Source organism: Pseudomonas huaxiensis (genome assembly GCF_003231275.1).
Lineage (GTDB): Bacteria > Pseudomonadota > Gammaproteobacteria > Pseudomonadales > Pseudomonadaceae > Aquipseudomonas > Aquipseudomonas huaxiensis.
Map to the genome: position 1 here is coordinate 1 of NZ_QKVL01000048.1, position 24,027 is coordinate 24,027.

A 24,027-nucleotide genomic window follows, 5' to 3' on the forward strand; every position below is an offset into this window, starting at 1 on the left:
CGGCTCCAGGTGCGGCGCCACCAGCATCATGACCTGATACACGACGATCCCCACTTCCGCATCCTTGGCCAGCACGCGCTGGTAATCCAGCGAGAACAGCAGCGTCAGGGTGATCTGTTCCACCAACTGCCCCAACGCGCGGGTGTCGCTGGTTATCTGGCCCTGCGCCTTGAGGCTGGCCAGCAGCGCGGCGAGGGTGCGCTTGAGGGCGTTGAGCAGGCTGCGCATGTCCCGGGCCAGTTTCGGCAGGCGGCCGGTCAGGTTCGACAGGTCCTGGAACAGGAAGCGGTACTGCGCCATGCGCTCGACGATCAGGTGCAGGAACAACCAGTAGTCCTCGGCATCCAGGCGCACTTCGAGCGGCGGGTCGAGCAGCGGCGTCAGTTCTTCCGCGAAGCGTTCGAACAGCCCCAGCACCAGCGGCTCCTTGCCGTGGAAGTGGTAGTACAGGTTGCCAGGGCTGATGCCCAGTTCGTTGGCGATTTCCAGTGTCGAGACGTTCGGTTCGCCCTGCTGGTTGAACAGGTGCAGGGCGCATTCGAGGATGCGGTCGCGGGTCTTCATCCAGTCCTCGTGTTCAACGCACCAGCACGTATTTGCCGGGTGCGGGGTCCATGGCCGGGTAGCTGGCGCTGCCCAGGGTTGCATCGGTTTCGCGCTGGGCGCCGGAGCGCTCCTGAATCCATGCCAGCCACAACGGCCACCAACTGCCATCGGCTTTTTCGGCGTCGTAGTACCAGGCGCGCGGGTCGCTGCTCAGTTTCGGGTTGTGCACGTAATGCGACTTGGGGTTGCCTGGCGGGTTGAGGATGCTCTGCACATGTCCGCTGTTGGACAGCACGAAGCGGCGGTCGCCGCCCAGCAGCAAACTTGAGCGATACACCGCGTCCCACGGCGTGATGTGGTCGTTGTTGCCGGCCACGTGGAAGCTGTCGACGGTGATCTTTTGCAGGTCGATCGGCGTGCCGCAGACTTCCAGTCCAGCCGGGCGAGTCAGCGGGTTGTACTTGAAGAAGTCCAGCAGATCGCCATGCAACGCCGCCGGCAGGCGGGCGCTGTCGTTGTTCCAGTAGAGGATGTCGAACGGCGCTGGCGCCTTGCCGAGCAGGTAGTTGTTGACGAAGTAGTTCCAGATCAGGTCGTTGGGCCGCATCCAGGCGAACACCCGGCTCATCTCGCCACCGTCGAGCACGCCCTGCTGATAGGAGCGGCGCTTGGCCGCTTCGAGAGTCTGTTCGTCGGCGAACAGGCTGGCTGGGCTGTCCAGTTGGCTGTCGAGCAGGCTGACCAGATACGTGGCGCTGTGCACCCGGCGCAGTTGCCGCTTGGCTTGCAGGTGGCCCTGCAACGCGGCCATGGTCAGGCCGCCGGCACAGGCGCCCATCAGGTTGACGTCGCGACTGCCGGTGATCGAGCGGCAGACGTTCATGGCTTCCTCGATCGCTGCCACGTAGCTCGACAGGCCCCATTCGCGATGCCGCGGATCGGGGTTGCGCCAACTGACGGCGAAGGTCTGCAGGCCGTTCTTGAGCATGTACTGGACGAAGCTGTTGGCCGGGCTGAGGTCGAAGATGTAGAACTTGTTGATCTGCGGCGGCACTACCAGCATGGGCCGGGCGTACTGTTTTTCGCTCATCGGGCTGTATTGGATCAGTTCCAGCAGCTCGTTGCGAAACACCACCGCGCCCGGGGTGACGGCGAGGTTGCGCCCCACTTCGAAGGCGTCCCGGGCAACCTGGCGCGGCATGCCGTTGTTGTGCCGCAGGTCGTCGAGCAGGTGGTTCAGGCCGCGCACCAGGCTCAGCCCGCCGGAGTTGAACAGTTCCTTGATCGCCAGCGGGTTGAGCAGGGTGTTGCTCGGCGACACGGCGTCGTTGAGCAGCGAGAACAGGAAGTGCGCACGGGCCCGGTCGTCGTCGCTCAACTGGCTTTCGTCGATCCATAGCCGGGTTTGTTTCTGCCAGCTCAGGTAGGCCTGCAGGCCGCGTCGATAGAACGGGTTATGGTTCCAGGCCGGATCGCTGAAGCGGGTATCGCGGGGATTGGGCTGGTGCGGGGTATCGCCCAGCAATACCCGGCCCAACTGGCCGCCCAGCGCCAGCAGGTGGCTGGCGGTATGAATCGGGTGACGCAGGCCATGGCGACTGACGTTGCGCAGGGTCGAGATCAGGTCGCGGCCGCGCAAGCCGGTGATCGCGCTTTGCACGTTGATATAGGTGGCGGGGGTTGGCGCCACTGCATTCACGGGTTTGTCTTTCATCCGGCAACACTCCGTCGTCGAGCCATCAACAAACTGAACCTATGTAATGAGCGGTCCCCACCTCGACCAGCGCACTTGCATGTTTCGGCGCTCCTGCCAAAGGTGCAAGCGATGAGGGGCGGTTCAGGCGCTCGGGGCGGGCCGAGGGTGCATGACGGCGCGTTGGCGCTCCTGCTGCAGGAACTTCATGATGATCGGCGCCACAGCCTCGGCACGAGTAATCAGGAATAAATGACCATCGTCGATTATGTGTAGCTGGGCATTGGGGATTCGCCAAGCCAGCAGGCGCATATTGATCAACGGAATCAGCGGGTCGTCGTCGCCAGCCAGCACCAGGGTCGGCTGCTGGATCTTGTGCAGCCAGTGGATGCTGGTCCAGCCGAGGCCGGCGAACAACTGCCAGTAGTAGCCGAGCTTGCCCGAAGACCGCACCTTGGACGCGTGGGACAGCGCCAGGTCCGGGTCACGGCGGAAGGCGCCGCCATAGATTTCCGGGGCGATGCGGATCACGTGGGAGGGCTGTACGTAGCGTCGCGGACTGGCCATCAACCACAACACCTTGGGCTTGCCCGGGACCATCACCGCACCGGCGGCGGTGGCGGCCAGCACCAGTTTCTTGCAGCGCTCGGGATAATCATGGGCGAACTGCTGGGCCAGAGCTCCGCCCCAGGACACGCCGATGACATTGACCTGGCCGTAGTCCAGGTAATCGAGCATGCGCGCGGTCAGTTTGGCCAGGCCGGGAAACCGGTAGGGGTGGCGCGGCGTCGACGAACCGCCCACGCCGGGCACATCGAAAGCGATGACTTCAAGATCGGGGTCCAGCGCCTGGACGAACGGAAACACCAGCTCCAGGTTGGCGCCGATGCCATTGAACACCAGCAAGGGCGTCAAGTGCGGCTTGCCGGGGCGAACCGCGGTGCGGATGGTCTGGCCATCCAGGTCGACGGTTCGGAAGATGTACGGTTGCGGCATGCGCGGGCCCTGTTAGCGGTAAAGCGCCGCCCACTTAAGGCGGGCGGCGCGACGGATTTCAACGTTCGTGAACATAGGTGCCCGGCGCTGCTTCGCCTGCCGGGTAGGCTTTGTTGCCGAGGGTGGTCGGCGACTTCTTCAGTTCACCGGAGCGCTCGGCCAGCCAGGTCTGCCAGTACAGCCACCAGGAATCGGTGTGCTTGTTGGAGTTTTCCTGCCAGTGGTCGGCATCGGCCGGCATCTCGCTGCTGGTCATGTAGCGCGCCTTGGGGTTGCCCGGCGGGTTGAGGATGCTCTGGATGTGCCCACTGTTGGACAGCAGGAACTCGACGTTGCCGCCGAACAGTTGCGCCGACTTGTAGCAGGACTTCCACGGGGTGATGTGGTCGTTGGTGCCGGCCACGCAGAAGATGTCGGTGGTGACCTGCTTGAGGTCGATCGGCGTGCCGCAGACTTCCAGAGCGTCGGCGCGCACCAGCGGGTTGTTCTTGAACATCTCGATCAGGTCGCCGTGGAAGGCGGCCGGCAGGCGCGTGGTGTCATTGTTCCAGAACAGGATGTCGAACACCGGCGGCTCGTTACCCAGCCGGTAGTTGTTGACCCAGTAGTTCCAGATCAGGTCGTTGGGCCGCATCCAGGCGAACACCTTCGCCATGTCGCGGCCTTCCAGCACCCCGGCCTGGTAGGAATGGCGCTTGGCGGCTTCGAGGGTCTGTTCGTCGACGAACAGCGCGACCTGGGTGTCGAGGGTGGTGTCGAGCACGCTCACCAGCAAGGTCATGGCGTTGACCTTTTTCTCGCCCAGCGCGGCGTAGTGGCCGACCAGCGCGGTGCAGGTAATGCCGCCGGAGCAGGCGCCGAGCATGTTCAGGTCTTTGCTGCCGGTAATCGCCAGCACCACGTCGACGGCTTCTTTCAGGGCGTCGATGTAGGTGGACAGGCCCCATTCGCGCTGAGCCTTGGTCGGGTTGCGCCAACTGACGATAAAGGTCTGTACGGTGGAGCGCAGGCAGAAGCGCGCCAGGCTTTTTTCCGGGCTGAGGTCGAAGACGTAAAATTTGTTGATCTGCGGTGGCACCACCAGCAGCGGCTTCTCGTGCACCTGTTCGGTGATCGGGCTGTACTGGATCAGTTCCAGCACGTCGTTGCGATAGACCACCGAGCCTTCGCTGGTACCGAGGTTCTTGCCGACCTCGAAGGCGTCCATGTTGACCTGGCTGGGCATGCCGCCGTTGTGCACCATGTCCTTGGCCAGGTTGGAGAGGCCGTCGAGCAGGCTCTTGCCGCCGGTTTCGAAGAAGCGTTTGACCGCTGCCGGGTTTGCCGCGCTGTTGGTCGGCGCCATGGCTTCGGTCATCAGGTTGATGACGAAGTGGGCGCGGCTGATATCGGTGGGCGACAGGTTGCTGTCGCCGATCCAGTCATGCAACTCCTTGCGCCAGGCCAGGTAGGTTTGCAGGTAGCGGCGGTACAGCGGGTTCTGGCTCCAGGCCGGATCAGCGAAGCGACGGTCGTCGCCTTCGGGTTGCAGGCTGGACTTTCCGAAAATCACGTCCTTCAGCTCCATGCCGAAGTGGGCGACGTGCTTGGCGCTGTGCAGCGGTTGCCGGATGGCCTGGCGAAGCACCATCCGAGCAGAAGTCAGCAAATCCTTGCGGCGCAAGCCTATGACCGGGTTCAGACCCAGAGTGTTTTCCGAGGCTTGGCGCTGCAGGTCATCGTTATTCTTGTTACTCATCTACGACGCTCCGTTGTCCTGAGACGAGTACCGGCTCGGCTGTTGGCGTTACACAGACGAAGCCCCGGTACTGCTGCTCGGGTGACCAGTGATAACGAATTGCGGTCCTGCGGCCGGATGTGAGCGACGATGAGCCGTGCGGGTTTTTCTGCGTGAGAAGACTGCCTGCTTTCGCTCGCGACCTCTACATACCAGCCTGTTCCCTGCCCTGTTGCCGATGCAGAGAACTTGCCAGATCCATTGGTTACCCGACTTTCCAGTTATGCGCAAGCCGGCCAGACGCTGGCCGGTGCCAGAGGCATTCAAGCAGATCGAATTAGAAAATGCGCTCTAAAACAGGAGAGTGCCGGACTAGAGCATCAGCTTGATGACAGATTCGGAGGGGTCGCGAGATTTGCCGGCGGCGGCGAGCTCCTGCAGATAGTCGGACCAGAGTTCTTCCTGGCGCAGGCAGAGTTGCTCAAGGTATTCCCAGGTGAACAGGCCGCTGTCATGGCCGTCGTCGAAGGTCAGTTTCAGTGCGTACTGACCGGCCGGTTCGATCTTGCTCAGGCCGACGTTGATCTTGCCAAATTGCAGGATGGGATTGCCGTGGCCCTGGACCTCGGCGGAGGGGGAATGCACCCGCAGGAATTCGGCGGGCAGGTTGTAGACCTCATCGGGACCGTAGGTCAGCGACAGGGTCTTCGACGCTTTGCGAAGGTTGATGGCGGTAGGCAGACGGGACATAAAAACTCCTTGGCTATAGGCCTCAAGCTACAAGCTGCAAGCGGATCACGTCCAGCTTGCAGCTTGAGGCTTGATACTTGCGGCTGCCGTCAGAGAATGTAGCGCGACAGGTCTTCGTTCTGCGCCAGCTCGCCGAGGTGGCTGTTGACGTACTCGGCGTCGATGCGGATCGGCGTTTCGCTGTGGGCGCTGGCCAGGTCGCCGGCGCTGAACGACACCTCTTCGAGCAGACGCTCAAGCAGGGTGTGCAGACGACGGGCACCGATGTTCTCGGTCTTCTCGTTGACCTGCCAGGCAATCTCGGCCAGGCGCTTGATGCCTTCGGCGGCGAACTCGATGTTCAGGCCTTCGGTCTTCAGCAACTCGCGGTACTGCTCGGTGAGCGAGGCATGCGGTTCGCTGAGGATGCGCTCGAAGTCTTCCGGGGTCAGCGCCTTGAGTTCGACGCGGATCGGCAGACGGCCTTGCAGCTCGGGCACCAGGTCGCTCGGTTTGCTCAGGTGGAAGGCACCGGAGGCGATGAACAGGATGTGGTCGGTCTTGACCATGCCCAGCTTGGTGTTGACGGTGCAGCCTTCGATCAGCGGCAGCAGGTCGCGCTGCACGCCTTCGCGGGACACATCGGCGCCGCCGACGTTGCCGCGCTTGGCTACCTTGTCGATTTCGTCGATGAACACGATGCCGTGCTGCTCGACCGCTTCCAGGGCCTTGGCCTTGAGTTCTTCCTCGTTGACCAGGCGCCCGGCTTCTTCGTCACGGACCAGCTTGAGCGCTTCCTTGACCTTGAGCTTGCGGCTCTTGCGCTTGCCCTTGCCCATGTTGGCGAACAGGCTCTGCAACTGGTTGGTCATCTCTTCCATGCCCGGCGGGGCGGAAATGTCGACGCCGGCGGACTCGGCAACTTCGATCTCGATTTCCTTGTCGTCCAGCTGGCCTTCGCGCAGGCGCTTGCGGAACAACTGGCGGGTGTTCGAATCGGCTGGTGCCGGATCATCGTTGAAACCGGCACGGGCCGGTGGCAGCAGGGCGTCGAGGATACGGTCCTCGGCGGCGTCTTCGGCGCGGTGGCGCACGCGAATGATTTCCTGCTCGCGAAGCATCTTGATCGCGGCATCGGCGAGGTCGCGGATGATCGACTCGACGTCACGGCCGACATAGCCGACTTCGGTGAACTTGGTCGCTTCGACCTTGATGAACGGCGCATTGGCCAGCTTGGCCAGACGACGGGCGATTTCGGTTTTACCAACGCCGGTCGGGCCAATCATCAGGATGTTTTTCGGGGTCACTTCGACGCGCAGTTCGGCGGGCAGTTGCATGCGGCGCCAGCGGTTGCGCAGGGCGATGGCAACGGCGCGCTTGGCGTCGTCCTGGCCAATGATGTGACGGTTGAGTTCGTGAACGATCTCGCGGGGGGTCATGGACATGGTAGTGGTCGTCCCTTGGCGGTGAAATCAGCGTGGAAAAGCCCGGTGGTCGTCACCGGGCGCCAGAACAGCTGATTACTCGGCCAGGTCCTGCTCCTCGATGGTCAGGTTGTGGTTGGTGAACACGCAGATGTCACCGGCGATATTCAGAGCGGTCTCGGTGATTTCCCGGGCCGACAGATCGGTCTTGTTCAGCAGGGCGCGGGCCGCGGCCTGGGCGAAGCCGCCACCAGAGCCCATGGCGATCAGGCCGTCCTCGGGTTCGACCACGTCACCGTTGCCGGTGATGATCAGCGAGGCGTCCTTGTTGGCGACCGCGAGCATGGCTTCCAGGCGGCTCAGGGAACGGTCGGTACGCCATTCCTTGGCCAGCTCGACGGCGGCGCGGACCAGATGGCCCTGGTGTTTCTCAAGTTGGCCTTCAAAGCGCTCAAACAGAGTGAAGGCATCGGCGGTGGCGCCGGCGAAACCGGCGATGACCTGGCCGTGGTACAGGCGGCGCACTTTCTTGGCGTTGCCTTTCATCACGGTGTTGCCGAGGGAAACCTGGCCGTCGCCGCCCATGACGACTTTGCCGTGGCGACGAACTGAAACGATGGTGGTCAAGGGAGAGTCTCCACGCAGCGGGGCGAAAATGCCTGTGCAGACTCATATGGGGGTGGGGGGAAATATTTCAACCGTGGGGGACGGGCGGTGCGACCTTGGTCGCACTTCGTGCTTCGCACACCCCCCCCTGTAGGAGCGAGCTCGCTCGCGATAGCGTACCGGCATCTTTGTGCTATCGCGAGCAAGCTCGCTCCTACAAGGGGAGGTGGGAGGGGGGAGGGTGCAATCAGCCTTCGTGGCTGATATGACCATCCACCACCGTGAAGCGCACCGCGCCCGGCAGACAGTGGCCGATGAACGGGCAGTTGTCGCCTTTGGAGCGCCATTGCTCGCCCGCCACGGTGGAGGCTTGCGGATCGAAGAGCACCAGATCCGCCGCCGCGCCGACACGCAGTTCACCCGCCGGCAGGCGCAACGCCGCCGCAGGACCAGCGGACAGCCGCTGGAGCAAGGTCGGCAGGTCGAGCAGGCCGTCTTCCACCAGGGTCATGGCCAGCGGCAGCAGCAGTTCGACACTGCTGATACCTGGCTCCGTAGCACCGAACGGCGCCAGCTTGGCGTCACGCTCATGGGGCTGGTGATGGCTGGAAATCGCCTGGATAACCCCGGACTTCACCGCTTCGCGCAGGCCGTCGCGGTCAGCGCGGGTGCGCAGCGGCGGTTGCACGTGGTACAGGCTGGAGAAGTCCACCAGCGCTTCATCGGTGAGGATCAACTGGTACAGGGCGACGTCGGCCGTGACCGGCAGACCGCGGGCCTGGGCCTGGGCGATCAGTTGGGCGCCGCGGGCGCTGGTCAGTTGGCTGAAGTGCGCACGCACGCCGGTTTGTTCCACCAGCAGCAGGTCGCGGGCGAGGGCCACGGTTTCGGCGGTTTCCGGGATGCCCGGCAGGCCGAGGAAGCTGGCCATCGCGCCTTCGTGCGCCAGGCCGCCGTTGGCCAGGTCGCGGTCCTGGGAGTGGAAGATCACCGTCAGGTCGAAGGTGGCGGCGTATTCCAGTGCCCGGCACAGGGTGCGGGTGTTGCGGAAGCTTTCCAGGCCGTTGCCGAAGGCGACGCAACCGGTGTCGCGCAGGGCCACCAGCTCGGCCAGTTGCTCGCCTTCCAGACCCTTGCTCAGGGCGCCGATCGGGAACACCTTGGCATGGCCGGCTTCGCGGGCGCGGTCGAGGATCAGTTCGGCGACCGCCGAGGTGTCCAGCACGGGCTTGGTGCGCGGCGGGCAGCACAGGCTGGTGACGCCACCGGCAGCAGCGGCGCGGGTTTCGCTGGCGATGGTGCCCTTGCGGCTGTAGCCGGGCTCGCGCAGCGAGACGCTGAGGTCAACCAGGCCAGGCGCGGCGACCAGGCCCTTGGCGTCGAGGTTGCGGGCAGCGCTGAAGCCGGCCGGGGCGGCACCGATGGCAACGACCTTGCCGCCATCGATGTGCAGGTCGGTGACCTGGTCCAGGCCGCTGTTGGGGTCGATGACCCGGGCGCCGAGGATACTGAGGGTCACTGGGCGTTCTCCTGCTCGAATTGACGTTGGGCGTTCTGCCCGCTCATGGCCATGGACAGCACCGCCATGCGGACGGCGATGCCGTAGGTAACCTGATTGAGGATCACCGAATGGGCGCCGTCGGCCACCGCCGACTCGATTTCCACGCCGCGGTTGATCGGGCCCGGGTGCATGACGATGGCATCCGGCTTGGCGCCGGCCAGGCGCGCGGTGGTCAGGCCGAACAGGCGGTAGAACTCACCTTCGCTGGGCAGCAGGCCGCCGGCCATGCGCTCACGCTGCAGGCGCAGCATGATCACCACATCGACGTCCTTCAGGCCTTCTTCAAGGTTGGTGTAGACCTTCACGCCGTACTGCTCGATACCGATCGGCAGCAGGGTTTTCGGGCCGATTACGCGGATGTCCGGGCAACCGAGGGTCTTCAGCGCGAGCATGTTCGAGCGCGCGACCCGCGAGTGCAGGATGTCGCCGACGATGGCCACCGACAGGTTTTCGAAGCCGCCCTTGTGCCGACGAATGGTCAGCATGTCGAGCATGCCCTGGGTCGGGTGGGCGTGGCGGCCGTCACCGCCGTTGATGATCGCCACTTCCGGGCAGACGTGCTCGGCGATGAAGTGGGCCGCGCCGGAGTCGCCGTGGCGGACCACGAACATGTCGGCGGCCATCGCTTCGAGGTTGCGCAGGGTGTCGAACAGGGTTTCGCCCTTGCTGGTCGAGGAGGTCGACACGTTCAGGGTGATCACGTCCGCCGACAGCCGCTGGGCGGCCAGTTCGAAGGTGGTGCGGGTGCGGGTGGAGTTTTCGAAGAACACGTTGCAGACGGTCTTGCCGCGCAGCAACGGGACTTTTTTCACCGCCCGGGCGCCGACTTCGAGGAACGAGTCAGCGGTGTCGAGGATTTCGGTGAGCAGCTCGCGGGGCAGGCCGTCGAGCGAGAGGAAGTGGCGTAGCTGGCCCTGGTCATTGAGCTGCAGCGGGCGCTTGGCGTCGAGTGGCGTCATCGCGGGGGACTCTTAAAGGGCGGAAGCGGAGGCGAGGTCCTGGCGCTCGAGGACGAGCGGCGCGGGGCCGAGCAATTTTACCCGTTCATGGGCGGCCAGCGACAGGGTGGCGCCGACCACGTTCGGCCGGATCGGCAGTTCGCCGGCGTCCAGGTCGAGCAGGCAGACCAGGGTCACGCTGGCCGGGCGGCCATAGTCGAACAGTTCATTGAGGGCGGCGCGGATGGTCCGGCCGCTCATCAGCACGTCGTCCACCAGCACCAGGTGCTGGCCTTCGATCTCGAACGGCAGCTCGGACGGGCGCACCTGCGGGTGCAGGCCGTTCTGGCTGAAATCGTCGCGGTAGAACGAAACATCGAGGGTGCCGAGGGCGGCGTCGCTGCCCAGTTCGTCCAGCAGCGCCTTGGCGACCCAGACGCCGCCGGTACGGATACCGATGTAGCGGGGTTCGGCGATGTTGCGGCGGCTCAGATGGGCGCGAAGGTCAACGGCCATCTGCCGGATCAGTTCGGCGGGATTGGGTAGGCTCATGCTTGCTCCTCAAATGGCCGGGGCAGAGGGCTGGCCCGGCTTGATACGTTACGACTGCGCGGGATTGGCCTCCAGCCAGCCCTGCAGCAGCAGGGCGGCGGCGATGGCATCGACCGGGTTGTCGCGATAGCTGCCACGCTGGCCGCCACGGGCCATGCGCTCGCCCTTGGCCTCGAAGGTGGTCAGGCGTTCATCGTGGGTGTGTACCGGCAGGTTGAAGCGGCCGTTCAGGCGGCGAGCGAACTTCTCGGCGCGGGCGCTCATTTCGCTGGGTGTGCCGTCCATGTTCAGCGGCAGACCGACCACCAAGGCGTCGGGCTGCCATTCCTTGATCAGTTTTTCGATCTGACTCCAGTCCGGCACGCCGTTTTGCGCCTTCAGCGTGCACAGTTCGCGGGCCTGGCCGGTGATCATCTGGCCGACGGCGACGCCAATCTGCTTGCTGCCGTAGTCGAAACCCAGCAGCAGACGAAGTTCGGCCATCAGGCGTGCCCCGCCTGGCTGGTGAGCAGGTGCAGGTTGATGCCGAGCTGCGCGGCGGCGGCGTCGAGGCGCAGCTCGCAGGCGATGCCAAAGAGGATTTCGGGGTCGAACGGGCAATTCAGCCAGGCGTTGTCGGCCAGTTCCGCTTCCAGCTGCCCGGCTTCCCAGCCGGCGTAGCCGAGGGTGATCAGGCTCTGGCGCGGGCCGCTGCCGTCGGCGATGGCGAACAGCACGTCTTGCGAGGTGGACAGCGACAGGCCATCGAGTTCGATGGTGGCCTGATACGACTTCTCACTGGTGTGCAGCACGAAACCGCGGTCGGTCTGGACCGGACCGCCGATGTAGATCGGCACGTTGGCGCTAAGGGGCGACGGTTCTTCCTCGGGGCGCAATTGCTCGAGGATATCGGCCAGGTTCAGTTCCTGCGGACGATTGATCACCAGGCCCATGGCACCGTTGGCATTGTGCTCGACGATGTAGGTCAGGGTCTGCGCGAAATTCGGGTCCGCCATGTGCGGCATGGCGATCAGGAACTGGTGCTTGAGGTAAGTCGGGCTGAGGTTTTTCATAGCTATGTAGTGTGGCGGCGAGGCGCTGGACTGACAAGCCGCGCCACGGCCTTAATTGCTCGACAGGCGGTCGCCACGGGCGAAGCGCCAGGTGCGGATGATTTCCAGTCGGTCGATGTCGTTCAGGTCGCCGGTGAACGGCGCAAAAGGCGCTGCCAGACGGACGATACGCTGCGCCGCCTGGTCCAGCAGCGGCTGGCCGGACGACTCCAGCACCAGCACCTCGAACAGCGAACCGTCGCGGTTGATCGACACCATCAGCCGCAGGCTGCCGTAGATCTGCTGGCGGCGGGCTTCGTCGGGGTAGTTCAGGTTGCCGATGCGCTCGACCTTCTTGCGCCACTCGTCTTTGTACCAGGCGCCCTTGTCGCGCATGGTCGAGGCGGCGCTGATGCGGTGGATACGCGGGCGTTTGGCGTAGAGCTGTTGTTCATTGGCCAGTTCAGCTTCGAGGCTGGCGATCTGGTCGGACAGTTGCGAGCTGTCGAAATCCGGGGTGGTGGCCTTGGGTGCCTGCTGGGGCTTGGCTTCCTTGGGGGTGTTCTGGACTTTCTGCGGCTTCGGCGCGACGGTGGTGACCACGGCCTTGGCCGGTGGCGGCGGGACGTCTTCCGTGCGCGATACCGGTGGTGGCGTGACCTTGTTGACCTTGCTGTCCTGGAACGGCGCGACTTCGGTGGTCTTCGGCACTTCGGCCTTGTCCAGCGTGCCGGCGCCCTGCTGGTTCTCCTGGGCGAGGAAATCGGCCTTCTTCGGCGCCACGTCGCTCTTGAAGGTGGCCAGGGTGATTTCCATGGTCCGGCGGATTTCTTCAGGCTTGGCGAAGGTGAAGCTCACCCCGAGGATCAGCGTCAGGTGCAACAGGGCTGCCACGAACAGGGTAAAACCCAGGCGATCCGCCGCGCGAACGCGGGGCGGAGCAAGGTCGGCGGGGAGGTCGGCGGGAAGCGTCATCGATAATCCAGCAGCCGGGATGAACCGGCGGAGCAGGGTGCCCAGGTCGTAAAGGACCGGCATGATAACCCACTGCGCACGGTTTCCCCTTGTCGTCGGTCAGCGTGCCTTGAGCTTGCGATCGATGGCGTCCATCAGTTGCGCGCCGATCTGCGTGCCGTAGGCGTTGTCGATTTCGCGGATGCAGGTCGGGCTGGTGACGTTGATTTCAGTGAGGTGCTCGCCGATCACGTCGAGGCCGACGAACAGCAGGCCCTTCTCACGCAGCGTCGGGCCGACCTGGGCGGCGATCCAGCGATCGCGTTCGGTCAGTTCGCGGGCTTCGCCGCGGCCGCCGGCGGCCAGGTTGCCGCGGGTTTCGCCGCTGGCCGGGATACGCGCCAGGCAGTACGGCACCGGCTCGCCGTCAATCATCAGGATGCGTTTGTCGCCGTCCTTGATCGCCGGCAGGTAGGCCTGGCCCATGATCTGCTGGGTGCCGTGCAGGGTCAGGGTTTCAAGAATGACCGAGAGGTTCGGGTCGCCGGCGCGGTGGCGGAAGATCGACGCGCCGCCCATGCCGTCCAGCGGCTTGAGGATGACGTCGCCATGCAGGGCCGCGAATTCGCGCAGGATGTCCGGACGGCGGCTGACCACGGTCGGCGGCGTGCAGTGCGGGAACAGCGTGGCGAACAGCTTTTCGTTGCAGTCACGCAGGCTCTGCGGACGGTTGACCACCAGCACGCCGGCAGCTTCGGCCTGTTCCAGCAGGTAGGTGCTGTAGACGAATTCCATGTCGAACGGCGGATCCTTGCGCATCAGGATCACGTCCAGGTCGCTCAGCGGGGCGTCCTGCTCGGCGTCCAGCTCGAACCAGCGGGCCGGGTCGGCGAAGACCTTCAGCGGGCGCATGCGGCCGCGGGCTACGCCCTGGTTCTGGTAGAGATCCTGCTGTTCCATGTAGAACAGGCTCCAGCCGCGTTCCTGGGCTGCCAGCAGCATGGCCAGCGAGCTGTCCTTCTTGTAGGAGATGGACGCGATGGGGTCCATGACAATGCCGAGGCGAACGCTCATCGGGGAATTTCCTCTCGGCGGCGCGGGGCCGCGGTAGCTCGAATGAAAAGTGGCGTCAGGGTGGCGCTCGCAAGGCTGGCGGTCAAGGGAAAAACGCGGCCGGGCCGGGCCCCGCCTCGGCTCGATGGAATGCACCCCATGAGTGTGCTAAAAATGCGTGGCAGGTGGCCGGCATGGCGCTACTTATCAGGTAACGGTAGAGCGAATATGGTTCAGCCCGACACGGCATTGAAGGTGATGGTGATCGACGACTCCAAGACGATTCGTCGCACCGCGGAAATGCTGCTCAGTGAAGCAGGGTGCGAGGTCATCACGGCAATCGACGGTTTCGATGCCCTGGCCAAGATCGTCGACCACCGTCCCGGCATCATCTTCGTCGATGTGCTGATGCCGCGCCTGGACGGCTACCAGACCTGCGCGCTGGTCAAGCACAACAGCGCGTTCAAGGATATTCCGGTAATCATGCTGTCTTCCCGCGACGGCCTGTTCGACAAGGCCCGGGGCCGGATCGTCGGCTCGGATCAGTTCCTGACCAAACCGTTCAGCAAGGAAGAACTGCTGGAAGCGATCCGCGCCCACGTGCCTGGTTTCGCCGCAGAAGAACAACACGCACCCTGACGCCACGGCCAAGGCCGCTGGCGTCTTTTCCTTTCATGGGGAACAGCATGGCCCGAATTCTGATCGTCGATGACTCGCCGACTGAAATGTACAAACTCACCGAAATGCTCGAAAAAAACGGGCACACGGTACTCAAGGCGGAAAATGGCGCCAATGGCGTTGCCCTGGCGGTCCAGGAAAAGCCCGACGCGGTGCTGATGGACATCGTCATGCCCGGCGTGAACGGTTTCCAGGCCACCCGGCAACTGAGCAAGAACCCGGAAACCTCACATATCCCCATCATCATCGTCACCACCAAGGATCAGGAAACCGACAAGGTCTGGGGCAAACGCCAGGGCGCCAGTGATTATCTGGTCAAGCCGGTGGATGAAGATGCCCTGATCAAGGTGCTCGACGGCGTCCTCAAGGGTTGAGCCGCGGGGCCATGGGCGAATCGCTGACGGCGTTCGAGCTGCTGCTGGACATCGACCGGCGCTGCCGCCTGCTGGCTGCCGACCTGCCGTTGCAGGAAACCCGCCTGCAATCCTGGAGTGGCATCGGCTTTCGTCTCGGCGGGCATTGCTTCGTCGCGCCTATGGGGGAAGTCGCCGAAGTGCTGCAGGCGCCCCGCCTGAGTCGTATCCCCGGAGTCAAACCGTGGGTCGCCGGGGTGACCAACCTGCGCGGGCGCTTGCTGCCGGTGACTGACCTCTGCGGTTTTCTCGGCCTGGAGCCCGCAGTAACGCGCAAGCAGCGCCGGGTGCTGGTGCTGGACCATGAGGAGCTGTTCACCGGCCTGCTGGTCGACGAAGTGCTCGGCCTGCAGCATTTCGCCCTCAACAGCCTGGAGCTGTCGCCACCTTCGCCGCTGCTGACCGGCGCCGCGCCGTTCGTCCAGGGGCATTTCCAGCGTGAGCACTGCTGGGGGATTTTCAGCCCGTTCGCCCTGGCCCAGGCGCCCGGTTTTCTCGATGTCGCGCTGTAAAGGAATGCCAGACCCTTGACCCAATTCAGACCCGCCAGCGCAGTCAAAGGCTCTCGCAGCAGCGCACAGATCGCCGCCTTGTTCGTCGTGCTGATCCTGTCGATCATCCTGCTGTTCGCCAACTTCGCCTACCTCAACACCCAGGCCAACCACGACAAGCAGTACATCGGCCACGCCGGCGAACTGCGGGTGCTGTCCCAGCGCATTGCCAAGAACGCTACCGAGGCCGCGGCCGGCAAGACCGTGGCCTTCCGCCTGCTGAGCGAGGCGCGCAATGACTTCGAGCAGCGTTGGGGTTACCTGAAAAAGGGCGATTCGAGCACCGGCCTGCCGTCGGCGCCGCCGGCGGTGCGCGCCGAGATGGATGCGGTGCAGCGCGACTGGGAAAACCTGCGCAAGTACACCGATACCATTCTTGCCAGCGAGCAGACCGTGCTGTCTCTGCATCAGGTCGCCGCGACCCTGGCCGAAACCGTGCCGCAGTTGCAGGTCGAGTACGAGAAGGTCGTGGAAATCCTCCTGCAGAGTGGCGCGCCAGCCAATCAGGTGGCGGTGGCCCAGCGCCAGGCGCTGCTGGCCGAGCGCATCCTCGGCTCGGTCAACACCGTACTGGCCGGCGACGACACCTCGGTGCAGGCCGCCGATGCCTTTGGCCGCGACGCCAACCGCTTCGGCCAGGTGCTCGAAGGCATGCTCGGCGGCAACTCGACCATTCAGGTCACCCGTGTCGAAGACCCCGACGCCCGCGCCCGCCTCGGTGAAATCGCCGAGCTGTTCCAGTTTGTCGCGGGCTCGGTGGACGAGATTCTTGAAACCTCGCCGGAACTGTTCCGCGTGCGGGAAGCCGCCGGCAATATCTTCAGCCTCTCGCAGACCCTGCTGGACGAAGCCTCGCGCCTGGCCAGCGGTTTCGAAAACCTCGCCGGCGGGCGCACTCTGGATACCGTCGGCGGCTACGTGCTGGGGTTGCTGGCGCTGGCCTCGATCATCCTGATCGGCTCGGTGATGGTCCGCGAGACCAACCGCCAGTTGAGCGAAACCGCCGAGAAGAACGAACGCAACCAGCAGGCGATCATGCGCCTGCTGGACGAGATCGAAGACCTCGCCGACGGCGACCTGACCGTCACCGCCTCGGTCACCGAGGACTTCACTGGCGCCATCGCCGACTCGATCAATTATTCCATCGACCAGCTTCGCGACCTGGTGGCGACCATCAACCTCAGCGCCGAGGAAGTTGCCAGCGCCGTGGTAGATACCCAGACCACCGCACACCAGCTCGCCAAGGCTTCCGAGCACCAGGCGCAGCAGATCGCCGATGCATCCATGGCGGTGGGCGATATGGCTGAGTCGATCGACCGGGTGTCCGGGCATGCCTACGAGTCGGCCAAAGTGGCCGAGCGCTCGGTTGCCATCGCCAACAAGGGCAACGAGGTGGTGCACAACACCATCAACGGCATGGACAACATTCGCGAGCAGATCCAGGACACCGCCAAGCGGATCAAGCGCCTTGGCGAGTCTTCCCAGGAAATCGGCGACATCGTCAACCTGATCGACGACATTGCCGACCAGACCAACATCCTCGCCCTCAACGCGGCGATCCAGGCGTCCATGGCCGGTGAGGCCGGGCGCGGGTTTGCCGTGGTCGCCGACGAAGTGCAGCGGCTGGCCGAGCGGTCATCGTCGGCGACCCGGCAAATCGAAGCGCTGGTGCGGGCGATTCAGGTCGATACCAACGAAGCGGTCATCTCCATGGAGCAGACTACCGCCGAGGTAGTGCGCGGCGCGCGTCTGGCACAGGATGCCGGCGTGGCCCTGGCCGAGATCGAAGGCGTGTCGCAGACCCTCGCCGAGTTGATCCACAGTATTTCCGACGCGGCGCAGTTGCAGACCTCCTCGGCCGGACAGATCTCCCACACCATGGCGATCATCCAGCAGATCACCTCGCAGACCTCGTCCGGCTCGACCGCCACCGCCGAAAGCATCGGCAACCTGGCGCGGATGGCCAGTGAAATGCGTCGCTCGGTTTCGGGCTTCACCCTGCCACCGGCACCGGAGTCGCGCTGATCCGGCGCGTGGGCATTATTGGCAACTGGAGTGGGTATGGCTGACCGGCAAGATTTCGTCGCCCTGGCGTGGACCAAGGGGGCGATTGACGAGAGCCTCGGGCAGGCGCGGCAGGCGCTGGACCATTTCGCCGGCAATTCGGGTGAGGCGCAGGAACTGGGCGGCTTTATCGACAGCCTGCACCAGGTGCACGGCTGTCTGGTGATGCTGGAGCTCAAGGGCGCGGCGCTGCTTGCCGAAGAAATGGAACTGCTCGCCAGGGCCCTGGGCGAGGGCCGCGTGCCCGCCCTTGGTGAAGCGCAGGGCATGCTGTTTCGGGCACTGATTCAATTGCCGTTGTACCTGGACCGCCTGCGCGGCGCCCGCCGCGATTTGCCGTTGCTGGCGCTGCCGCTGCTCAATCAGTTGCGCGCTGCCCGGGGTGCCGAGGCCGTTGGCGAGAGCGCCCTGGGCGTGATTCCCGCGCCGGCGGCCGGAGATAGCCTGGAACTGTCGCTCGATGCCCTGCAAGGCCAGTTGCCGGCGATGCCCGACCGCGATGCCCTGCGTTCGGTGGTGGCGGCGGTGCGCGAAGACCTGATCCGTATCAAGGAGCGGCTCGACCAGTTCGTTCGCGGCGACCGCGAGCAACTCTCGGAACTCGACGCCCTGCTCGCACCGCTGCGGCAGATGGCCGACACCCTGGCGGTGCTGGGCTTCGGCCAGCCGCGGCGGGTCATTCTCGACCAGGTTGCCGTGTTGCAAGGCGTGGTTCAGGGTCAGCGGGCGCTGGAAGACGCCCTGCTGATGGACGTCGCCGGCGCGCTGCAGTACGCCGAAGCGACGTTGGGCGGCATGGTCGGCTCCCTTGAATCCCTGAATCAGACGCCGCCGCCCGGTACCGACCTCACGGAAATCCGCCAACTGGTGCTGGATGAAGCCCATGGCGTGCTGTTGCAGGCCCGCGATCTGATCGCCGATTGCCTTGAAGCCGGTTGGGAGCGCCAGCGCCTGCAGCCGCTTCCCGACCTGCTGGTGCAGATTCGTGGCGCCCTGGCGATGCTCATGCTGCCGCGACCCGCCGCGCTGGTGCAGCGTTGCACTGACTACCTCCAGGCCCATGTGCTGCAGGCCGAATCGTTGCCCGGCAGTGTGGAACTGGACCATCTGGCCGACGTGATCGCCAGCCTCGAATGCTACCTGCAAGCCATGAGCATCGACCTGCAGGCCGAGGTCGATCCGCTGCTGGAGCGCGCCGGCAACGCCCTGGCTGCGCTGGGCTTTGCGGTGCCGACGGTACCGGTGGCGGAAACCCTCGCGGTGGTTGCCGCACCATTGCCGGTGGATGACGAACTGCGTGAAGTCTTTCTCGAAGAAGCCGAGGAAGTGCTGCAACAACTGGACGAGCATTGGCAGCAATGGCGCGGCGAGGGTCATCCCCGCGAAGCGCTGGTCGAACTGCGCCGCGGCTTCCATACGCTCAAGGGCAGTGGCCGCATGGTGCGCGCACAGGTGCTGGCGGAGCTGGCCTGGGGCACTGAGCATCTGCTCAACCGCATGCTCGAAGGCCGCGTCGGCAGCAGTGACGATGTGCTCAAGGCGATCGAGCAGGTGCTGACCTTGATGCCGCCGCTGGTGGCCGAATTCGGCAGCGGCGAGGAACACGCCCATGCGCGGGTCGAGCACCTGGCCGGCCATCTTCATGCGCTGGCGATGAATGACCCGGTGACCGACGGCGAGAAGTCGGACGCTCTCGACCCGCAACTGCTGGAGATCTTCCGCAACGAGGCGCAGGCCCACCTGGCCAGCCTCGACGCGTTTCTTGAAGGCGCCGAATTGCACCTGCCGGCGCCGGTCAGCGATGACCTGCAGCGCGCCTTGCACACCCTCAAGGGCAGTGCGGCGATGGCCGGGGTGACCCCGATTGCCGAACTCGCCACCGCGCTGGACCTGCTGGCGCGGGAGTTCAAGGCCCACCAACTGGGCTTCGATCTCGATGAAATCTACCTGCTGCAAATGGCCGAGCCGCTGATGCGCCGTGGCCTGGAGCAACTGGGCAGCACGCCGCTGGCGCCGATCAAGGGCGCCGACATTCTTATTGAACAGGTCGATCAAGTGGTCAGCGCGCGGCTGCAGGCACTGCTTGATTTGCCGAGCGATCAACTGCGAATCAAGCGTGATCCGCAACTGATCGCCAGCTTCCTGAACCAGGGCATGGATATCCTGCTGGACGCTGAGTCGTTGTTGCAGCGCTGGCAAGAGCACCCGGGCGAGCGCCACGAGCTCAACTCGCTGCTCGACGAACTGACCACCCTCGGCCAGAGCGCTCATCTGGCCAATTTGTGGCAGGTCGATGAGCTTTGCGAAGCGCTGCTGGATCTTTACGGTGCGGTGGAAGAGAGCAGCCTCGCGGCCGATGCGCGCTTCTTCGAGGAGGCGCAGCACGCTCACGAAGCGCTGATCGACATGCTCGACCAGATCGCCGCCGGCCAGGAAGTGGAGCCTTGCCCGGAGCGTCTGCACGCGCTGCGCTCGCTGCTGGAAGAAGGGCTGGACCCCGGCGCCATGGGCCTGGTGCGCAGCCAGGGCGGTGGTCCGGCGAGCATCGCCGAGTTGGGCAGCATCACCCGCGAGCTGACCCATCAGGCGGATGACCGCGAGTTGGTGGAGCTTTTCCTCGAAGAAGCCATCGATGTCCTCGATAGCGCCGATCAGGCGCTGGCGCGCTGGCTGCAAGACCCGGAAAACGCCTCGGCGCTGTCTTCGTTGCAGCGTGACCTGCAAACCCTCAAGGGCGGCGCGCAGATGGCCGGCATCGGCGCGCTGGATGTGCTCGCCCATGAACTGGAATTGCTTTACGAAGGGTTGGTCGATCGACGCTACAGCCCATCGCCGTCGTTGAGCGGTTTGTTGCGCGGCAGCCACGCGCTGTTGGCGCGGATGCTGGCGCAAATCAGCCAGGGCCAGCCGCTGGAGTCGGTGGTGGAAACCCTCGCCGGGCTGCGCGAGTTCCGCCACAACGCCGTGCCCCAGACCGGCGCCGCCAAACCCGGCGCGCAGGTGGAGCAGGAAGGCGACAAGGAGCTGCTGGAAGTCTTCCTCGAAGAAGGCGTGGATATCGTCGAAAGCGCCGCAGCAGCGCTGACCCGCTGGCAGGCCGATCCGCGTAACAGCGTCGAAGTGGAAAACCTCCTGCGTGACCTGCACACCCTCAAGGGCGGCGCGCGGATGGTGGAAATCGCGCCCATCGGCGACCTCGCCCACGAACTCGAATTCCTCTATGAACACCTTGCCGCCGGCCAGCTCCAGCCCAGTCCGGCGCTGTTCAGCCTGTTGCAAAACTGTCACGACCGGCTGGCGCACATGCTCGACGCGGTGCGCCTGCAACAGCCGCTGCATGCGGCCACCGCGCTGATCGACTACATCCGCAATTTCAGCAGCGCGGCCCTGAGCGACAGCGCCGCTGCCGCTCAGAGCAACGATGCGGCCCCTGCCGAAGCACCCGCCCCGGCGCCGGAGCGCGCGGCGCTCGATGTGGTCAAGGTCAACGCCGAACTGCTCGACGACCTCGGCAACCTGGCGGCCGAAACCTCCATCGCCCGTGGCCGCCTGGAGCAGCAGGTCAACGATGCGCAGGTGGCCCTGAATGAAATGGAAACCACGCTGGAGCGCATGCGCGATCAGTTGCGCCGGCTCGACACCGAAACCCAGGGCGGCATCCTCAGCCGCCTGCAGGCCGAAGGTGATGCGCTGGGCTACGAAGACTTCGACCCGCTGGAGATGGACCGCCATTCGCAGTTGCAGCAGTTGTCCCGGGCGTTGTCGGAGTCGGCCTCCGACCTGCTCGACCTGAAAGAAACCCTGACCGTGCGCAACCAGACGGCGCAGGGCCTGTTGCAGCAGCAGGCGCGGGTCAACAGCGAGTTGCAGGAAGGCCTGATGCGCACCCGCATGGTGCCGTTCGAGCGACTGGTGCCGCGCTTGCAACGGGTGGTGCGTCAGGTTGCCAGTGAGCTGGGCAAGCAGGTCGAACTGGTGGTGGGCAACGCCGAGGGCGAAATGGACCGCAGCGTGCTGGAACGCATGGTCGCGCCGTTGGAGCACATGCTGCGCAACGCCGTCGACCACGGCCTGGAAAGCCGCGAAGCGCGGCTGGCGGCGGGCAAGCCGGAGCTGGGCATGATCGCCCTGAACCTGCTGCACGAAGGCGCCGACATTGTTATCGAAATGTTCGACGACGGCGCCGGGGTGCCGCTGGAAGCGGTGCGGACCAAGGCCATCAAGCGTGGACTGCTGGCGCCGGACAGCGAACTCAGCGACCACGAAGTGATGCAGTTCATCCTGCAGCCGGGATTCTCCACCGCCGAGAAAATCACCCAGATTTCCGGGCGCGGCCTGGGCATGGACGTGGTCCATGAAGAGGTCAAGCAGCTCGGCGGCTCCATGGTTATCAGCTCGGTGCCCGGCAAGGGCGCGCGCTTCCTGATTCGCCTGCCGTTCACCGTCTCGGTCAACCGCGCGCTGATGGTGCATTGTGGCGAGGAACAATACGCGCTGCCGCTCAATGCCATCGATGGCGTGGTGCGGGTGCCACCTGCGGAGCTTGAGACCTGCTATCAGCTCGACCCGCCGCGCTACGAGTACGCCGGACATCGCTACGAGCTGCGTTACCTCGGCGAGTTGCTGCAAGGCGAGCGACAGCCGCGCCTGCTGGGCCAGAGCCTGCCGTTGCCGGTGTTGCTGGTGCATGCCCATGACCAGCAGTTCGCAGTCCAGGTGGACAGCCTCTCGGCCAGCCGCGAAATCGTGGTCAAGAGCCTCGGCCCGCAGTTCGCTGCGGTACAGGGCCTGGCCGGGGCGACGCTGCTGGGCGATGGCCGGGTGGTGTTGATCCTTGATCTGCTGGAGCAGTTGCGCGCCTTGCACCTGCGCCTGTCGCGGCAGGCCGACACCACCACGCGCCACGCCAGCGCGGCGCTGCTCGGTGGTCCGGCGCGGCCGCTGCTGGTGCTGGTGGTGGACGACTCGGTGACGGTGCGCAAGGTCACCGGGCGCCTGCTGGAGCGTCACGGGATGAACGTGCTGACTGCCAAGGACGGTGTCGACGCCATGGCCGTGCTGCAGGAACACCGGCCCGACGTGCTGCTGCTGGATATCGAAATGCCGCGGATGGACGGCTTCGAAGTGGCGACCCAGGTGCGTCATGACCCGAAGCTGAAGAACCTGCCGATCATCATGATCACCTCTCGGACCGGCCAGAAGCACCGCGACCGGGCCATGGCGATCGGCGTCAACGACTACCTGGGCAAGCCGTACCAGGAATCGGTGCTGTTGCAGAGCATCGCCCGCTGGAGCCATTCCCATGCTTGAACAAGGGGCCCGCAATGGCCGTCGCAGCAGCCTGACCGGGCTGTTGCTGCCGTTGAGCGACCGCTGCCTGGTGCTGCCCAACGTGGCGGTGGCCGAACTGATCGGTTACCAGGCCTGCACCCCGGCGCCTGACCAGCCGGCCTGGCTGCTGGGCTGGATCGACTGGCGCAGCCAGCGCTTGCCGCTGCTGAGTTTCGAGGCCGCCTGTGGTGGCCAGACCCAGGTCGGCGAGCGCGCGCGGATTGTCGTGCTCAATGCCCTGGGCGGTGCCCAGCGCAGTTTCTTCGCCTTGCTCGTGCAGGGCATTCCGCGCTCTTGCAAGCTCGACAGCCAGCTCAACTATGTCGATGTGCCGCTCAGCGAACTGGAGCTGGCGGCGGTGCAGGTGGGCGAGCAAGTCGCCCGGGTGCCGGATCTGGTCGGTCTGGAACGGCTGCTGCCGCCCGTTTAGAAATCACCCCAGAGTTGCTGCGCCACCGCCAGCGCCACCACCGGCGCGGTTTCGGTGCGCAGCACCCGTGGGCCGAGGCGCGCGGCGTGGAAGCCGGCGGCCTTGGCCTGATCGACTTCCGCTTCGGACAAACCGCCTTCCGGGCCGATCAGAAACGCCAGGCTGTCCGGCCGGGCGTGGCTGACCAGCGGCTCGGCCACCGGGTGCAGGACCAGCTTGAGTTGCTCGTCGCTGCTGGCCAGCCATTCAGCCAGGGTGAGCGGTGGATTGATCTGCGGCACGCTGGAGCGTCCGCACTGTTCACAGGCGCTGATCGCCACCTGGCGCCAGTGGGCCAGGCGCTTGTCGGCGCGCTCGTCTTTCAGGCGCACTTCGCAGCGCTCGCTGACGATCGGCGTGATCACGTTGACGCCCAGTTCGGTGGCTTTCTGGATCGCCCAGTCCATCCGCTCGCCACGGGACAGACCTTGGCCGAGGTGGATGTGCAGCGAAGATTCGGCTTGGCCGGGGAGGGCTTCGGTGAGGCTGACGCGCACGGTTTTCTTGCCGACTTCGAGCAGTTGGCCGAGGTATTCCTGGCCGCTGCCGTCGAACAGTTGCACGGCGTCGCCGACGGCCATGCGCAGCACGCGGCCGATGTAGTGGGCCTGGGTTTCAGGCAGATCGTGTTCGCCGAGGCTGAGCGGGGCGTCGATGAAAAAGCGGGAGAGTCTCATGGTCGGGCTCGGTTACAGAATTGAGGTGTCAGGGCATCGCGAGC

21 protein-coding genes are annotated in these 24,027 nt (G+C 64.9%); 6 read left to right on the forward strand and 15 right to left on the reverse strand.

What is annotated here, in order from left to right:
* From DM374_RS28395 to gshB, 14 genes are all read right to left on the reverse strand, one after another.
* A partial coding sequence (locus DM374_RS28395; protein ID WP_110972884.1) for a TetR/AcrR family transcriptional regulator occupies positions 1–564 on the reverse strand: 564 nt, incomplete at its 3' end.
* A gap of 13 nt (positions 565–577) precedes the next feature.
* Positions 578–2,260 carry a class II poly(R)-hydroxyalkanoic acid synthase gene (gene phaC / locus DM374_RS28400; RefSeq protein ID WP_110972885.1) on the reverse strand — a complete coding sequence of 561 codons (1,683 nt, stop codon included), beginning with the start codon at positions 2,258–2,260 and terminating at the stop codon, positions 578–580.
* Positions 2,261–2,383: 123 nt separating this feature from the next.
* The gene (phaZ, locus tag DM374_RS28405) at positions 2,384–3,235 is read right to left on the reverse strand and encodes a poly(3-hydroxyalkanoate) depolymerase (protein ID WP_110972886.1); all 852 of its coding nucleotides are present in this window, start codon (positions 3,233–3,235) and stop codon (positions 2,384–2,386) included.
* A gap of 58 nt (positions 3,236–3,293) precedes the next feature.
* Positions 3,294–4,973, reverse strand: a complete 1,680-nt coding sequence (phaC, locus tag DM374_RS28410; RefSeq protein WP_110972887.1) for a class II poly(R)-hydroxyalkanoic acid synthase — start codon at positions 4,971–4,973, stop codon at positions 3,294–3,296.
* Between the two features lie 351 nt (positions 4,974–5,324).
* Positions 5,325–5,702, reverse strand: a complete 378-nt coding sequence (locus DM374_RS28415; RefSeq protein WP_110972888.1) for a gamma-butyrobetaine hydroxylase-like domain-containing protein — start codon at positions 5,700–5,702, stop codon at positions 5,325–5,327.
* Between the two features lie 89 nt (positions 5,703–5,791).
* Complete coding sequence (gene hslU / locus DM374_RS28420) at positions 5,792–7,126, reverse strand: ATP-dependent protease ATPase subunit HslU (RefSeq protein WP_110972889.1); 1,335 nt, start codon at positions 7,124–7,126, stop codon at positions 5,792–5,794.
* A gap of 75 nt (positions 7,127–7,201) precedes the next feature.
* Positions 7,202–7,732: an ATP-dependent protease subunit HslV gene (gene hslV / locus DM374_RS28425; protein WP_110972890.1), complete on the reverse strand. Its 531-nt coding sequence runs from the start codon at positions 7,730–7,732 to the stop codon at positions 7,202–7,204.
* Between the two features lie 226 nt (positions 7,733–7,958).
* The gene (locus tag DM374_RS28430; RefSeq protein WP_110972891.1) at positions 7,959–9,230 is read right to left on the reverse strand and encodes a dihydroorotase; all 1,272 of its coding nucleotides are present in this window, start codon (positions 9,228–9,230) and stop codon (positions 7,959–7,961) included.
* On the reverse strand, positions 9,227–10,231 hold the full coding sequence (locus DM374_RS28435) for an aspartate carbamoyltransferase catalytic subunit (protein WP_095155855.1): 1,005 nt from the start codon (positions 10,229–10,231) through the stop codon (positions 9,227–9,229). Before DM374_RS28435 ends, DM374_RS28430 begins: the two co-directional genes overlap by 4 nt.
* 12 nt (positions 10,232–10,243) lie before the next feature.
* Positions 10,244–10,762 (reverse strand): bifunctional pyr operon transcriptional regulator/uracil phosphoribosyltransferase PyrR, encoded by a 519-nt coding sequence (gene pyrR, locus DM374_RS28440; protein ID WP_095155856.1) that lies wholly within the window; start codon positions 10,760–10,762, stop codon positions 10,244–10,246.
* A 48-nt stretch (positions 10,763–10,810) separates the two neighbouring features.
* Positions 10,811–11,245 carry a Holliday junction resolvase RuvX gene (ruvX, locus tag DM374_RS28445; protein WP_095155857.1) on the reverse strand — a complete coding sequence of 145 codons (435 nt, stop codon included), beginning with the start codon at positions 11,243–11,245 and terminating at the stop codon, positions 10,811–10,813.
* Positions 11,245–11,814 (reverse strand): YqgE/AlgH family protein, encoded by a 570-nt coding sequence (locus DM374_RS28450; RefSeq protein WP_110972892.1) that lies wholly within the window; start codon positions 11,812–11,814, stop codon positions 11,245–11,247. The genes ruvX and DM374_RS28450 overlap by 1 nt, the downstream gene beginning before the upstream one ends.
* A 51-nt stretch (positions 11,815–11,865) precedes the next feature.
* Entirely contained in the window at positions 11,866–12,768 is a 903-nt protein-coding gene (locus DM374_RS28455; RefSeq protein ID WP_110972893.1) for an energy transducer TonB, read from the reverse strand.
* A 99-nt stretch (positions 12,769–12,867) separates the two neighbouring features.
* A complete protein-coding gene (gene gshB / locus DM374_RS28460) occupies positions 12,868–13,821 on the reverse strand; it encodes a glutathione synthase (RefSeq protein WP_110972894.1) in 954 nt (317 codons plus the stop codon).
* Between the two features lie 207 nt (positions 13,822–14,028).
* Here gshB and pilG point away from each other — a divergent pair, with 207 nt between their 5' ends.
* The 6 genes from pilG to DM374_RS28490 are packed head-to-tail and all read left to right on the forward strand — an operon-like array spanning position 14,029 to position 23,267.
* Entirely contained in the window at positions 14,029–14,439 is a 411-nt protein-coding gene (gene pilG / locus DM374_RS28465) for a twitching motility response regulator PilG (RefSeq protein WP_095155860.1), read from the forward strand.
* Between the two features lie 47 nt (positions 14,440–14,486).
* Positions 14,487–14,852 carry a twitching motility response regulator PilH gene (gene pilH / locus DM374_RS28470; protein ID WP_095156110.1) on the forward strand — a complete coding sequence of 122 codons (366 nt, stop codon included), beginning with the start codon at positions 14,487–14,489 and terminating at the stop codon, positions 14,850–14,852.
* A gap of 11 nt (positions 14,853–14,863) precedes the next feature.
* Entirely contained in the window at positions 14,864–15,403 is a 540-nt protein-coding gene (locus DM374_RS28475; protein WP_095155861.1) for a chemotaxis protein CheW, read from the forward strand.
* A gap of 15 nt (positions 15,404–15,418) precedes the next feature.
* Positions 15,419–17,467, forward strand: coding sequence for a methyl-accepting chemotaxis protein (locus DM374_RS28480; protein WP_110972895.1), 2,049 nt, complete (start codon positions 15,419–15,421; stop codon positions 17,465–17,467).
* A gap of 36 nt (positions 17,468–17,503) precedes the next feature.
* The gene (locus DM374_RS28485; protein WP_110972896.1) at positions 17,504–22,816 is read left to right on the forward strand and encodes a hybrid sensor histidine kinase/response regulator; all 5,313 of its coding nucleotides are present in this window, start codon (positions 17,504–17,506) and stop codon (positions 22,814–22,816) included.
* The gene (locus DM374_RS28490; RefSeq protein WP_110972897.1) at positions 22,809–23,267 is read left to right on the forward strand and encodes a chemotaxis protein CheW; all 459 of its coding nucleotides are present in this window, start codon (positions 22,809–22,811) and stop codon (positions 23,265–23,267) included. The genes DM374_RS28485 and DM374_RS28490 overlap by 8 nt, the downstream gene beginning before the upstream one ends.
* Here DM374_RS28490 and DM374_RS28495 read toward each other — a convergent pair.
* Positions 23,264–23,983, reverse strand: coding sequence for a 16S rRNA (uracil(1498)-N(3))-methyltransferase (locus DM374_RS28495; protein WP_110972898.1), 720 nt, complete (start codon positions 23,981–23,983; stop codon positions 23,264–23,266). The genes DM374_RS28490 and DM374_RS28495 overlap by 4 nt on opposite strands.
* Positions 23,984–24,027: the final 44 nt, after the last annotated feature.

Coding starts and splice junctions, on each gene's coding strand:
- pyrR (WP_095155856.1), bottom strand. CDS start 10,762: ATGAGCCTACCCAATCCCGCCGAACTGATCCGGCAGATGGCCGTTGAC.
- gshB (WP_110972894.1), bottom strand. CDS start 13,821: ATGAGCGTTCGCCTCGGCATTGTCATGGACCCCATCGCGTCCATCTCC.
- DM374_RS28450 (WP_110972892.1), bottom strand. CDS start 11,814: ATGAAAAACCTCAGCCCGACTTACCTCAAGCACCAGTTCCTGATCGCC.
- DM374_RS28495 (WP_110972898.1), bottom strand. CDS start 23,983: ATGAGACTCTCCCGCTTTTTCATCGACGCCCCGCTCAGCCTCGGCGAA.
- DM374_RS28490 (WP_110972897.1), top strand. CDS start 22,809: ATGCTTGAACAAGGGGCCCGCAATGGCCGTCGCAGCAGCCTGACCGGG.
- phaC (WP_110972885.1), bottom strand. CDS start 2,260: ATGAAAGACAAACCCGTGAATGCAGTGGCGCCAACCCCCGCCACCTAT.
- DM374_RS28475 (WP_095155861.1), top strand. CDS start 14,864: ATGGGCGAATCGCTGACGGCGTTCGAGCTGCTGCTGGACATCGACCGG.
- hslU (WP_110972889.1), bottom strand. CDS start 7,126: ATGTCCATGACCCCCCGCGAGATCGTTCACGAACTCAACCGTCACATC.
- DM374_RS28455 (WP_110972893.1), bottom strand. CDS start 12,768: ATGACGCTTCCCGCCGACCTCCCCGCCGACCTTGCTCCGCCCCGCGTT.
- pilG (WP_095155860.1), top strand. CDS start 14,029: ATGGTTCAGCCCGACACGGCATTGAAGGTGATGGTGATCGACGACTCC.
- pilH (WP_095156110.1), top strand. CDS start 14,487: ATGGCCCGAATTCTGATCGTCGATGACTCGCCGACTGAAATGTACAAA.
- DM374_RS28485 (WP_110972896.1), top strand. CDS start 17,504: ATGGCTGACCGGCAAGATTTCGTCGCCCTGGCGTGGACCAAGGGGGCG.
- DM374_RS28435 (WP_095155855.1), bottom strand. CDS start 10,231: ATGACGCCACTCGACGCCAAGCGCCCGCTGCAGCTCAATGACCAGGGC.
- DM374_RS28415 (WP_110972888.1), bottom strand. CDS start 5,702: ATGTCCCGTCTGCCTACCGCCATCAACCTTCGCAAAGCGTCGAAGACC.
- ruvX (WP_095155857.1), bottom strand. CDS start 11,245: ATGGCCGAACTTCGTCTGCTGCTGGGTTTCGACTACGGCAGCAAGCAG.
- phaC (WP_110972887.1), bottom strand. CDS start 4,973: ATGAGTAACAAGAATAACGATGACCTGCAGCGCCAAGCCTCGGAAAAC.
- phaZ (WP_110972886.1), bottom strand. CDS start 3,235: ATGCCGCAACCGTACATCTTCCGAACCGTCGACCTGGATGGCCAGACC.